Origin of the sequence: Streptomyces sp. 13-12-16, assembly GCF_002114215.1 — a bacterium.
Classification (GTDB): domain Bacteria; phylum Actinomycetota; class Actinomycetes; order Streptomycetales; family Streptomycetaceae; genus Streptomyces.
On record NZ_NCTE01001238.1, the window covers coordinates 21352 to 33577 of the forward strand.

At 68.1% G+C, this 12226-nt stretch carries 8 protein-coding genes and 5 pseudogenes; 4 read left to right on the top strand and 9 right to left on the bottom strand.

The window, feature by feature from the left end; all coding sequences use genetic code 11:
- Nucleotides 1-23 precede the first annotated feature (23 nt).
- Together B7767_RS38470 and B7767_RS38475 are read left to right on the top strand one after the other, a co-directional pair.
- On the top strand, nucleotides 24-986 hold the full coding sequence (locus B7767_RS38470; RefSeq protein WP_085576022.1) for an alpha/beta fold hydrolase: 963 nt from the start codon (nucleotides 24-26) through the stop codon (nucleotides 984-986).
- A gap of 173 nt (nucleotides 987-1159) precedes the next feature.
- Nucleotides 1160-2365: pseudogene (locus B7767_RS38475) on the top strand (RNA-guided endonuclease InsQ/TnpB family protein).
- A gap of 247 nt (nucleotides 2366-2612) precedes the next feature.
- Here the strand turns inward: B7767_RS38475 and B7767_RS38480 are convergent.
- Complete coding sequence (locus tag B7767_RS38480; protein WP_085576023.1) at nucleotides 2613-3023, bottom strand: RidA family protein; 411 nt, start codon at nucleotides 3021-3023, stop codon at nucleotides 2613-2615.
- A 77-nt stretch (nucleotides 3024-3100) separates the two neighbouring features.
- Between B7767_RS38480 and B7767_RS38485 the strand changes: the two genes are divergently transcribed.
- On the top strand, nucleotides 3101-3475 hold the full coding sequence (locus tag B7767_RS38485; protein ID WP_085576024.1) for a helix-turn-helix domain-containing protein: 375 nt from the start codon (nucleotides 3101-3103) through the stop codon (nucleotides 3473-3475).
- Nucleotides 3476-3640: 165 nt separating this feature from the next.
- Here B7767_RS38485 and B7767_RS48780 read toward each other — a convergent pair.
- The 6 genes and pseudogenes from B7767_RS48780 to B7767_RS38520 form a co-directional block, all read right to left on the bottom strand.
- Nucleotides 3641-3850, bottom strand: a pseudogene (locus B7767_RS48780) (type I methionyl aminopeptidase); the annotation flags it as partial.
- Nucleotides 3850-4571, bottom strand: a pseudogene (locus tag B7767_RS38495) (IS256 family transposase); the annotation flags it as partial. The pseudogenes B7767_RS38495 and B7767_RS48780, both read right to left, overlap by 1 nt.
- 488 nt (nucleotides 4572-5059) lie before the next feature.
- Nucleotides 5060-6139, bottom strand: a complete 1080-nt coding sequence (locus B7767_RS38500) for a hypothetical protein (RefSeq protein ID WP_256923723.1) — start codon at nucleotides 6137-6139, stop codon at nucleotides 5060-5062.
- Nucleotides 6140-7351: 1212 nt separating this feature from the next.
- Nucleotides 7352-8131 (bottom strand): class I SAM-dependent methyltransferase, encoded by a 780-nt coding sequence (locus tag B7767_RS38510; RefSeq protein ID WP_085576025.1) that lies wholly within the window; start codon nucleotides 8129-8131, stop codon nucleotides 7352-7354.
- A gap of 73 nt (nucleotides 8132-8204) precedes the next feature.
- Nucleotides 8205-9038 (bottom strand): annotated as a pseudogene (locus tag B7767_RS38515) (replication-relaxation family protein); the annotation flags it as partial.
- A 507-nt stretch (nucleotides 9039-9545) separates the two neighbouring features.
- Nucleotides 9546-9983 (bottom strand): hypothetical protein, encoded by a 438-nt coding sequence (locus tag B7767_RS38520; RefSeq protein ID WP_306298043.1) that lies wholly within the window; start codon nucleotides 9981-9983, stop codon nucleotides 9546-9548.
- A 226-nt stretch (nucleotides 9984-10209) separates the two neighbouring features.
- On the opposite strand from B7767_RS38520, the gene B7767_RS38525 reads away from it, so the two are divergent.
- Nucleotides 10210-11007, top strand: coding sequence for an SMI1/KNR4 family protein (locus B7767_RS38525; protein WP_085576027.1), 798 nt, complete (start codon nucleotides 10210-10212; stop codon nucleotides 11005-11007).
- Nucleotides 11008-11249: 242 nt separating this feature from the next.
- Here the strand turns inward: B7767_RS38525 and B7767_RS38530 are convergent.
- Together B7767_RS38530 and B7767_RS38535 are read right to left on the bottom strand one after the other, a co-directional pair.
- A pseudogene (locus B7767_RS38530) lies at nucleotides 11250-11725 on the bottom strand (IS701 family transposase); the annotation flags it as partial.
- A gap of 63 nt (nucleotides 11726-11788) precedes the next feature.
- On the bottom strand, nucleotides 11789-12226 hold a 438-nt coding region (locus B7767_RS38535), incomplete at its 5' end, for a DDE-type integrase/transposase/recombinase (RefSeq protein ID WP_143652889.1).

A 12226-nucleotide genomic window follows, 5' to 3' on the forward strand; every position in this document is an offset into this window, starting at 1 on the left:
GGACGTCGAAAAGGAACCCACTCGTGAGTACATGCACCGCCATCAGCGCCGATGCCTGGGGCAAGTCCGCCCCGGTCCTGTCCTTCAGCCCCGTCATCCTCCCCGTGCCGGGACGTCCCGTGGACCTCCAGGTACGCGTCTCGGCACCCGCGACCGGAACCGGTCTCGCCGTCATCCTCCTCTCCCACGGTCAAGGCCCCTCGAACAACCTCTCCTCGCTCAACGGCTATGCGCCGCTCGTCAACGCGTGGGCCGCTCAAGGATTCGTGGTCATCCAGCCCACCCACCTCACCTCCAGGACACTGACCCACCTGGTCGCCGACGCACCCGGGGCGCCCTTCTTCTGGCGCTCGCGCTCCCAGGACATGTCCCACATCCTCGACCGACTCGACATGATCGAAAAAGCCGTACCGTTGCTCTCCGGACGGATCGACCACACCAAAGTCGCCGTCGCCGGGCACTCCTTCGGCGGCTTCACCTCCAGCCTCCTGCTCGGAGCTCAGGTCACCGACCCCGACGAAGGGGGAGAGGTGAGCCTCCTCGAATCCCGGATCAAAGCGGGCGTGCTGCTTGCCGCGCCCGGCAGGGGCGACGTCCTCAACGGACCGATGGCCGACGCGCTGCCGGTCTTCCGGACCATCGACTTCTCCACCATGACCACACCCGCGCTGGTCGTCGCCGGCGAGAAGGACGACTCCCGGCACTTCACGGACATGGGTCCGGACTGGCACGCCGACCCCTACACCCTCGCCCCCGGACCCAAAACCCTGCTCACCCTGTTCGGCGCGGAGCACGGACTCGGCGGGATCGCCGGCTACGACGCCGCCGAGACCACCGACGAGAACCCCGAACGAGTCGCCGCCCTCGCCCGGCTCACCGCGGCCTACCTCCGTACCCGGCTTCACTCCCGTGACCCCGCATGGCAGGCCGCACGCGAGGCACTGACGACCGGTCCCGATCCGATAGGACGAGTCGAATCCAAGTAGAACCCCGCTGGAGACACGTCCTTCATCGAGGTTCTCCTTCGTGGATACCCCGTCCTTGAGGGCGGGGAGGAAACGAAGTTCCTGCGGAGCAGGGCGAGGGACGCCGGTTCGCCGCCAGGGCGGACCGGCGTCTGCCCCAACTGCCCACGTCCGTCACGGGCTGATGCGGCAGTATGGGAAGTGCGAGGACCGCTCATGTGAAGCGGGCGTTCAAGTACCGCTTCTGTCCGACCGATGCGCAGGCTGTCGAGCTGTCGCGCACGTTCGGCTGCGTGCGGAAGGTCTACAACCTGGCCTTGGCCGCCCGCACGGAGGCGTGGGCGCGGCAGGAGCGGGTGAACTACAACCAGACGTCGGCGATGCTGACGGCCTGGAAGGAGACCGAGGAACTCGCGTACCTCAACGAGGTCTCCTCCGTCCCCCTGTAGCAGGCCCTGCGCCACCTGCAGACGGCGTTCACCCACTTCTTCGGCAGGCGGGCGATGTACCCGCGGTTCAAGTCGCGGAAGAAGTCGCGGAAGTCGGCGGAGTACACCACCAGCGCGTTCCGGTTCAAAGACGGCCGGCTGACCCTGGCGAAGATGGTGGATCCGCTGGACATCGTGTGGTCCCGTCCGCTCCCGGAGGGTGCGTCGCCGTCCACGGCGACCGTGCCGCAGGATACGGCCGGACGCTGGTACGTGTCCCTGCTGGTCGAGGACCCAACCATTCAGCCGCTCCCGGCCACCGATGCGGTCGTCGGCGTCGACGTCGGACTCGACCACCTGCTGACCCTCTCCACCGGCCAGAAAGTCTCCAACCCCCGGCACGAGCGGCGCGGCCACGCCCGTCTGGTCAAGGCCCAGCGGCAGCTCGCCCGCAAGACCAGGGGCGACGGAGCGAACCGGACCAAGGCACGCCGGAAGGTCGCCAGGGCCCATGCCCACATCGCCGACCGCAGGCGTGACCACCTGCACAAACTCACCACTCGGCTCGTTCGTGAAAACCAAACGATCGTGATCGAGGACCTCGCCGTCCGGAACATGGTGAAGAACGGCAAGCTGGCCCGCGCCATCAGCGACGCGGCATGGGCCGACTTCCGGAGCATGCCGGAGTACAAGGCCCAGTGGTACGGGCGCGAAGTGATCGCGGTCGACCGCTGGTTCCCCTCGTCCAGGCTGTGCTCCGCCTGCGGCACCCTGGGGGACAAGATGCCGCTGAACGTCCGGGAGTGGACGTGCGACTGCGGGAGGACCCACGACCGGGACGTGAACGCGGCGAAGAACATCCTGGCTGCCGGGCTGGCAGTGTCTGTCTGTGGAGCTGGTGCAAGACCTCAACGGAGTGCTCCGAGCGGGCAGTCGGCGATGAAGCAGAAACCCCTACGGCGCGAGCCGTAGGAATTCCTCTCCTTCAGGAGGGGAGGAAGTCAATGCATGTCCACACTGCCGGCGCCTGGGAGTAGGCAGGGGCCGGCACTTGACGATGACGTCCGGGCAGCCGGCTGCTGCGGTGCGAGTACCTCGGCACCAGGATCTTCAGCCGTCATCGGCTGCCGCTGGCGGCCGCCAGCGGCAGCAGGCCAACCACCGCCGCCCTTTTGCGACGGCCGCGTAAAGGCATGTCCGGGCGGCATCGTCTCGAAGATCAGTCGAGGAGTGCGGTCGCTTCCACCTCGACGAGAACATCCGGTTCGAAGAGGTACTCGACACCGATGAGAGAGGATGGCGGCAGGGGAAGCCGGAGCCCGATCTCTTCGGCGACGGCCTCCACGCCGCCCATGAGGTCGCTGATCTTTTCCGGGCTCCACCGGGTCACGTAGAACGTCAGGCGCAGCACATCTGCGAACGACGCGCCCGCGCCTGCCAGTCCGACGGAGGTGTTGCGCAGCGCCTGGGCGACCTGCCCGGCCAGATCACCGGGTGCGACCGGAGTCCCGTCGGCCCGGCGTGCGATCTGCCCGCTGACGTGGACGTGCTTCGTCCCGGTCCCCACGGCGACGTGGTGGTACGGGACCGGCTGCAGCATGCCTTCCGGCGTGAAGTACTGAACAGTCATGGTTTTCTCTCCTTCGAATGAAGTATCCGTAAGCTACCTAGTGGAATAAGGACACTTCAACGAGACCAGGTTTCGCCATGGATACCGACGACGAACTCCGCATCGATGCCCCGCACCGCGAACTGCTCGACCAGATCCTCGACAAGTGGTCGCTCAGCGTCCTCAACGAGCTCTGCGAACGCCCGTGCCGCTTCAACGAACTGCGCCGGGCCATTCCCCAGGTCACGCAGAAGTCGCTGACCGCGACACTGCGGCGGCTCGAACGCAACGGCGTGATCGAGCGCGAGGTCGTCTCCACCCGCCCCGTGGCGGTCATGTACCGGATCACGCCCCTCGGCAAGACCCTCCGGCACCCCGTCGACGTGCTGCTGGCGTGGGCCTCACAGAACATGCCCGCAATCGAGCGCGCACGCGAAGGCTTCGACAGGCGAGAGGAAGAAGCTCACCTCTGAGAGGACCGCGCACAGGAGAAGGCTGCCTCGGTCTCCCCGGGGCACGCCGCGGCCGCCAACCAGGTGTACGGGCGCCCCTGCGTCTATGGCCAAGGCTCGAAGATCACCTCGTCCGGGCGGCCGACGTAATGGTGCTCCGCGGTCTCACGCCTGCGCCTGCTTGGGCATGGTGAGGATTTCGGCTCCGTCGGCGAGCGTGTAGTCATGGGGGAGCCCGTGGAGCATGGCGTCGTTGACGGCCGTGCAGATGTAGTGGCCGAACGGGCCGCGTCCGAAGGAGGGCGCGTAGTCGACGTAGCAGGACCGCGCCCCTGCCTCGGCGATCGTCTTCTTTGCCCACCGGTCGATCTCGAGCAGGTTCGTGCCGACCGTGGTGCTTTGACCAGGCCGCTGTGGCTGTCGGAGATGACCAGGCGGACGCCACTCGGTCCGCGTTCGCGCAGGTGACGCAGGAACTGGGTCCAGAACACTTCGGTCTCGCTGTCGCCGACCATGACGCCGACGACTTCGCGGCCGCCGTCCTGGGTGACGCCGGTGGCGATGACGACGGCCTGGGAGACGATGCGGTGGTCGACGCGGGCCTTGACGTAGGTGGCGTCGAGGAAGAGGTAGGGGAAGCGGATGTGGTCCAGCGGGCGCGTCCGGAAGGCGTCGAGCTGTCCGTCCAGGTCCGCACAGATCCGGGAGACCTCGCTCTTGGATATGCCGGTGTCGGAGCCCAGGGCCCTGACGAGGTCATCGACCGACCGGGTGGAGACGCCGTGGACGTAGGCCTCCGTGACGACCGCGTAGAGGGCCTGGTCGATGCGCCGCCGGCGCTCGAGGAGGCTGGAGAAGAAGCTTCCGGCCCGCAGTTTCGGGATCGCGAGCTCGAGGTCGCCGGCCTGCGTGGTCACGGTCTTCTCCCGGTGGCCGTTGCGCCATGTGGTGCGGGTGTCAGTGTGCTCCCCCCCCACTCGGCACCGATCTTCGCGGTGGCCTCCGCCTCGATCAGTTCCTGCAGCAGCCGCTCGGCGACCTCCCGGACGAGTTCAAGACCATCGGCCGAACGTAGTGACTCAAGCAGGCGAAGCAGGTCATGCCGGGACAAGGCCACCGTGCACCCCCTGGGGTCGAACCGCCCGTTCACTCCGGACAGTTGCACGGTGGCCTGCCAGTTGAGCAGGGAGCAGTCACCGGCAGGCGGTGCACCCGGGGGAGCAGAACACGCGCGCTCAACTGCGGAGATCCCCTACACCACACAGTGGGACGCCATCCGATTTCAGTGCGCGATTGCCTATTTTCAACGGTGAGTTGATGCACAACCCGGACGAGTGCTTCGTGGTCGGCCTGAAGCTGCCTGAGCTCGACTTTGTCGCTTTCTCCAAGCTCTTTGAGTTTGACGATCCGCTGCCGCAGTCGCATCTCGCTGTCCGGTATCTGACCGCGTGCCGGGACCGCCACACGCGACGGTGCGGCCAGCACCTGGGGCCGGGCCGCGCGTCCCGACCCTGCCGAGCTGATGTATTGATGACGTGCCGACTGCACTCGGAGGTCGTGGCCCTGCCGACGTCGCATCGGCGTCGGCAGGGCCACCGCGGAGTCTTAGCCGGCAGTCGGCTGGTGTGCTGACGGTATGACCACGAGACGCAGGTTTTCCTCATCGTTGTGCCCGCTGATCGCGAACAGGCGGGTTCCGTCCGGTGCCCATGCGAGACCACGGTGTCGCAGGTAGCCGGCGTCGAATCCGGTGGCCGGAGCGAGGGACACCGTGCGGTAGGGAGAGTCGGCCCCGGCCCGATACAGGTATACGTCCGGGTCGGGTTCGATGCTGTTCACGCCGGCTGCGACGTCGCCGCGCGAGGAGACCGCGACGGCGTTGGGATACGACGTACTCGCATACGTGTGCTCCTCGGCCAGGTCCGGCAGCCGGAACGAGGGGTGGTGGTAGGGCGCCCCGGATGCGGTCAGCAGCCTCTTGCCGTCCGGAGTGATGGCCAGATCGCTGAAGTTGGAGCTGCCGCCGGGCCCGCGCACCGTCGCGTGAAGGACAAGGCTTTCCCCGAAGACGTCGTACACCGAGAGCTGGCCTGGAGAGGTGTTCTGGTCTCCGGCGACGAGAGTTCCCGGTGCTGCGGGAGAGGTCGCCAGGAGCGGCGCACCGCTGAAGTCACCCTCGGGGATGAGCCTCAGACGCACTTTCGGGGTGGAGGTGCCGAGTGTGAGCGAGCCGATGCTCGCTTCCCACTGTTCTCCGTAACCGAAGAACAGTGTCCGGCCGCTCAGCGCCACGTGGAACGGTGCGGTGCCGACGCCGGTGGCATGGCGGGCTCGCTGCCGGGCGGTACCGGTATCGATGACGCTGATGGCGTCGCCGAGGGCGAGCGGCGCGTAGAGCGTGCGGGAGTCAGCGGACAACTCCAGGTCGCACACCCCTGGCAGGTCCTTGATCGTGCGGATCAGGCGGCCCTGGTAGTCGGCTACCAGGACACTGCCCGTGGTGTAGTCGGAGACGAACACCCGCTCGTGGAGCGGGTCCACTGCGAGATCGCAGTGGTACGCGATCGGCAGTACGGTTCCCTCGTCCATTGGTGCAGCCTGTGTCACGGGCGCGGCGCCGAGCGATAAGCCCAGCAAGGCCGCGAGCGTCGGCAGCAGGCGGGCGCGGGAGAATGGTCTTCGCATCGGTGTCCCTTCGGGGCACAGGCAGGAGCCCTGGTCAGGGGTCTGCCCGTGGCATGGTCCATTGCCGCGTGGGTGTACCCCCGTCTGGTCTCCGTACTCCCTGCGAGTTCTGACCATCACAAGGGATATTGCCTGTTCCACTTGACGTCCGACGTGGTCGAAACGCGTGCGGTGTGGGCGTCGCTTGAATAGTGAGCCGGTTCCGGCGGACAACCTGCTCCCCGCACCTGCGGGAGTGTTCGGTGTCTGGCGGGTGCGCTGCGCAGTTGGTGGTCGTGCCGGAGGTGCGGCTGCGCAGGTGCTGAGCGCTCGGCTGCACAGTGCCTGCGCAGTGCTGTGGCCTGCGGTGGTAGGCCTCATGGTCGGGGTTCAGGCAGCTGTGGTCGGGGTCTGTGCAATGCCTGGCCGTAGTCCTGACCCTGGCGGCTAGGAGTTCCGGGTGTGCATCCAGTCGACCCTGTGGTCGGGTTCCTGAACGGGCCGCCGGACGGGCGTGGCGGGGCCGTGCTGGAGCAGGTCGGTCAGCGAGGTGGCCAGGACGGGGACCTTGCGCAGGAAGCCGGCCAGCGTGATGTCGCGGGTGGTTATGCGGAGGGCGTGGAGGCGGACAGTGATGCCGGCGGGGCCGGTGCGACGAGGACGAACAGGAGGCGGGGGAAGAGTGGGTGGCGCTGTCGCCGGTTTTCTTGGGTTGGTTCGGGGGAGGGATGTTGCCGCTGCCGGGCCACGGGCGTGGGCGTGTAACGGTGGAGGCGTGCGTAGGCGGTGAGTTTGGCGGCGAGGCGTTCCGGTCCCATGGTTGCCCGGTTGACTTCGACGAGCGCCCGCAGCATCACCCCACCCCTGACCTCGTTCCCGTCCCCGTTACCGCCGTCCGTGCCGTCCGTATGGCCGGCGCCGTCTGTGCTGTCTGTCCGGCCGGTGCGGCGTTGGTAGTGGAGGAGGGCGTTGGGGATGACGGCTTCGCCGCCTCCGAGGAATGGTGGACATCGGGGATCCAGTCCAGCGGCCGGCATACATTGCCGCGGTGGCGGGCGTCCTGGAGGAACGCCAGCGCGGTCTTGGTCACCGTCAGCCTGCGCCCGACTTTCAACCGTGCTGCGGTCCGGCCCGCAGTGAGCACTCGAGTGGACCACAAGTTCGACGCGGTGCCATCGGTGTGACTGTCGCGCGGTCGCCCGGTTCGGGTGGGCTTCGTGAGTCCCGCCCGGGTCAGCAGAATGGTCGGAACTGTTTGAAGTGGGGTGTCGGGTGCGGGTCGGGCAGTCGGTAGGCGCCGGTCCGCGGTTTGCCGTTGGCCGGGTCGGTGGTCCCGTCGGCCAGGGCGCCTGGTACCGGACGCCATCCCAGGTTGGTCTCGAAGTACGCCACGGCAGCGTTGACCGATGGCCACCAGAGGTCGTCGAGCAGCACGATGCCGCCGGGCCGGACGATCTCGCCCAGGAAGTGGAGGTCGACGAACACGTTGTGGAAGTGGTGGCTGCCGTCGACGAACGCGGCGTCCGCGACGAAACCCGCGTCGGCCAGCCGGGCGAGGAAGCGCTGCGATGGTTCGGTCACCAGCTCGGCGATGTCGTCCAGGCCCACGCTGCGCATGAGCTCCCATCCGACGCCGTCGTATGCCGTGTGCTGGAACGGGTCGATCACCACATGCCGTGGGTTTCGTGAACCGGTACGAAGCAGGGCCTCGCCGATTGCCAGCGCCGAGCTGGCATAGGCGAGCCCGATCTCCACGACCGTGCCGACGCGCTCTTCCACCAGGAGGTCGCGTATCTGGTCGCAGTCGCGCTCCGGCAGCGTGACGGTGGCGAAGTCCGGGCCGCCCCTAGGACTGCGCGGCGGTCCGTGTTCGGTGAGCTGGCGGCGTACGGCGGCCACTCGTTCCGGCCACTCGCCTGCGGCTTCGTCCGGTTGCGGAATCGAGTTCACCAGGCGCGCTTCTTCCGGCTGTGGACACGGGACGTGGCCAACTGTGACATACAGAGCGGCCATCTGAGGCGCTGAGTCACAACCGATACGGCCCGGGGTCTGCTCGCGTATCCACCGGCAGGGGCGGCCGGCAGCATTACAGGTCGGTCCAGGGGCGGGGTGTGCCGCCGGTCAGGGGCGTCCAGATGTCGTGGGCGGAGCCGTGTTGTTCGAGGTCTTCGAGGACGGCGGCTCCCAGCGGTACCTCGCGGGCGAGCGCGGTGACGAGGGGGTGCTGGGCGGTCATCGCCTGCAGGTCGCTGATCCTGCCCTCCAGCCGGGTGCGGGAGGCGCCGGTGAGGACGAACAGCAGGCGGGGGAGGACCGGGTACCAGCGCATCCAGCCGGGCTCCGCGGCGGCGCGGCGCCGGCCGGCGGGCTGGGCCTCGTACTGGTGCAGCCGGGCGTACTCGATCAGCTTCACCGCCAGCCGCTCACCGCTCATGGTGGCGCGGTCGACCTCCACGAACGCGCGCAGCTTGCGGCGCTGTTCGCCCTTGACGACGGTGTAGTGCATGACGGCGTCGGCCACCACTCGTTGTCCTTCGCCGATGGAGTGCGACACTTCGGGTGTCCAGTCCCAGGGGCCGTGCTCGTGCCCGAGCCGACGGGCATCGACGGCGAAGGCCAGATGGGCGCGCACCACGGTCAGGGTGTGCGCTGTCTTCAGCGACGCCGCCGTGGTGGAGGTGATCGGGCAGGGCGGCCGCCCCCGCAGGACGGGCAGGTCCCGGGTCAGTTTCGCGCCGTCGGGTGTGAGGTACCAGGCGTGGGTGCGGGAGCGGTCCGGGCCGGGCAGCACCGTGTAGTCGGTGAAGCCGTCGGAGCGCAGTTTGTTCAGGGCGCGGGAGATCAGCTGTCGTGTGCCGTCCGGGCGCAGCATCCGGCGCAGTTGGTCGGTGGTGGCGATGCGGTGCTGAGCGAGGGCCGTTCGACCGACGGCATCAGTTGCCTGTGAGGAAACCCGCCAGCCCCGACCAGACCACCGACCACGAAGGCCCGACCACGGTCACGGATGAGAAACATTCCGGTGGTCGGCGCGTGGTCGGCGCGTGGTCGGCCCTGTGTCCCCCGACCACGGGCTCCTCGAGCTGCACAGAACGCAGGATGCGATCGGTGGCCGGCTGGCGTCGCGGGCCATTGCCCGGTCCTGCAGGGCGAGCCCGAACACCCTGGGAAACGGATGATGGCCGGTCCGCAGCTGCGTCTGCTGCTGCGGGGCGTAGTGGCGAGCTACGCCATGCCGGCCATAGTTGCGGAACCCGGCCCGCACGGGGATCAACAACCCATAGCCGGAGACCGCGTCTGTGAGGGGCGGTGGGCGAGTTGCTTCCCCGCCCGTTGTGTTATCTGACCTTGCGCTGGGCGGCCTGCTCGAGGACGCGTAGGCGCGTCCACCGGCGGTATCCGCCCTTCTCGCCGTATGCGTCCACGGTGTTCAGCAGTGGCAGGTTGCCCTGGGCGAGGCTGCTGCTGAATGTGTTGATGCTTTTGAACCCGAGCAGGACGGCGGCCTGAGAGGCCCCAGAAGTTCGTCCGGATCGCCCTCGACGGGCACATCCGGGGGAAGTACGGCGGAGCGCTTGGCGTCGCTGTGCTTGCCGCGGCCGGGCCGGGTCATCATCCAGTCCAAAAGCGTCTGCACCCGCCACAGCTGCCGGCGGTAAGGCCGCTCAGGTGTGCCGAGTTCCTCGATGACGTCAGGCTCGGGAAAGTAGCCGGGGTGCTCCCGGACGTAGGTCGTGATCTGCTTGGAGCTCTTGTAGCCCAGAAACCGTGATGCCTGGGCGGCGTTGAGCAGCTCGTTCGGGTCGCGGGCGCGCGGCTTGTGATCCTGGAAGCGGGACAGCTTGCGCTGGGCGATCCACTTGTCCACCTCGTCCTTGTTCCATAGCCGGGCCCGGCCGCGGCCACGCTGCTGCGGGCTCTCCTCGTGCTGACGAACGCCGAGGGCCAACGCTGTCGGACGACCACCCAAAGCTGCGAAGTCAAGGCGTCACGGCCGGCGCGAGCACCCCAGCCTCGGTCCACACCAGCCCCGTGACCTGCAGCTTCAGGCTGGACGATGCCCATTGTCAGTGCGGTGCGCTTCACTGCCCGTCATGGAGCTCACGCAAGCGACCGTCACCGACCTGCTGGCCCGACTCGGCCCGCAGGACGGCTACCTGTACCTGCCCAGTGACCTGGACCCGCAGGACCTGACCGACCTACTCGACGGCAGGTACGGTGCCCCGCGCACCCTCGTCCTCGACGGCTTCACCGACCCGACGGTCGACGAGTCCAAGGGCGCGGCTCTCCTCGTCCCCTTCCAGGACCGGGCCGTGACGATACGGGCGTGGGCGTACGGGGATCAGTGGGTCGGCACGGGTACGGCGCGGGACGCCGAGGGGGCCGAGCGGCCGGTGCTGGTGATCGCTCACCGGGAGGTGCCGGAACCCTTGGCGGTCACTCCGGACGCGGACGTCGACTGGATGGAGCGGCTCAGACGGATCACCGGCTGGACACAGCCCGCCCAGCGGCCGGACGTGGACTGGGCGGAGGTAGAGTCGCGCCTGGGCACCGCGCTGCCGAGCGACTACAAGCGCATGGTCGAGACGTTCGGTGAGGGCGCCTTCGACGGATTCCTGAACCTGATCCAGGAGCCGTGGACGAATCTCAGAGAGGACGGTCTGCTCATCTGGGCGGGCACTGAGCACGAGGACCTGTACTGCTGGAGGGCCGACGGCGACGACCCCGACCGTTGGCCCGTCGTGGTCCAGTCCTTCGACGGCGAGGACGTCCCCTTCGACTGCCAGGCAGCGGAGTTCGTCTGCCGCATCCTCGTCGACCCGCACCATCCGTTCACGATGGCCCGCTATTTCGATACCCACTGGTTCATGAACTACCGGGAGAGCGGCTGACCGAACCCCGCTGCCAACGGCCCCGGCTCTCCTCGGAGCCTACGAGGCACTCGGGCCCGGCATCGTGATTCCGGCGAACCGGCAAGGCGCCGGATGATCACCTGCTACCGATCACGCCCCCGACCGGCACGAGCACCTCAGCCCCGCCCACGCCAGTCCCGTGACCAGCGAATTCAGGTTGAACAACGCTCAGTGCAGGATGTGGTCGGCCGGGGTGGGCCGACGGTCGGTGAGGCGGGTGATCAGGCGTCTGATCTCGGCGAGGCTGAGGTGGATGAGCAGGGAGGATCCGTTTCTGCTTTGTCCGCGTCCAGCTGGCGGGTCCGCAGGACGGTCAGGCAGGCGTGGGCGGCCATGGCCAGGGTCATGTGGCGGTGCCAGCCGGGATAGCGGCGGACCTGGTAGTCGTTCAGCCGCATTCCTGCTTCGCGGTCTGGAAGCACTCCTCGACCGCCCAGCGGCTGCCCGCGATGCGGATCAGCTCATCCAGCGTGGTGCCGGCAGGACAGTAGGCGATGTAGTAGGAGATCTCCTCGGGCCTGCTCACGCTGCGGCGGGCCAGCACCCAGTGCCGGCGGTCCTCGCGGTGCCAGGGCCGCACCTCGAGGCGGGCCCGGTCGTAGATCCGCCGGTCGTGGGCGCCCTGCCCGCAGGAACGGCGTTTCCACTTCTGCCGCGGCAGAGCGGGAAACAGGTCGTGGACGGGCGTTGTCACGTTGTTGGGTGCGTGATTGTTTGATGGGGCTTCGGGGCGTGGTGGGCCCACGGCTCGGGCCTGTACTCAGGTCGTGGTGGGCTGGCCGGCGGCGCCAGTGACCTGCTCCCGGATGGCGAAGCGGGCGGTCATCTCGGCTCGGTAGTCGGAGGCTGTCATCAGGTGACGGCGAGGCCGGAAGTGCGGTGAGATGCCGCTGGACGCGGACAGGAACCGCTGGGCCCCGCCGACGCTGGGAAAGCTTTTCATGGCGCGTTCGCGCTGCCGGGTGGGCTGGTGGGAGTTCTCGGCCCGGTTGTTCAGGCCCTTGTGACAACGGTGCTCCACCGACGGCATCGCCTCGCGGTGGGCGGCGCCGTAGGAACGGGGCTTGTCGGTGACGATCACTCGTGGCACCGACTGGGTGGCCTTCATCAGCTTCCCGAAGAAGCGCTTGGCCGCGGCCTTGTCACGGCGGTTGTGCACGAGTATGTCCGGCACGGTCCCGGCGGCGTCCACCGCCCG

Coding starts and splice junctions, on each gene's coding strand:
- B7767_RS38480 (WP_085576023.1), bottom strand. CDS start 3,023: ATGACTGTTCAGTACTTCACGCCGGAAGGCATGCTGCAGCCGGTCCCG.
- B7767_RS38485 (WP_085576024.1), top strand. CDS start 3,101: ATGGATACCGACGACGAACTCCGCATCGATGCCCCGCACCGCGAACTG.
- B7767_RS38500 (WP_256923723.1), bottom strand. CDS start 6,139: ATGCGAAGACCATTCTCCCGCGCCCGCCTGCTGCCGACGCTCGCGGCC.
- B7767_RS38510 (WP_085576025.1), bottom strand. CDS start 8,131: ATGGCCGCTCTGTATGTCACAGTTGGCCACGTCCCGTGTCCACAGCCG.
- B7767_RS38525 (WP_085576027.1), top strand. CDS start 10,210: ATGGAGCTCACGCAAGCGACCGTCACCGACCTGCTGGCCCGACTCGGC.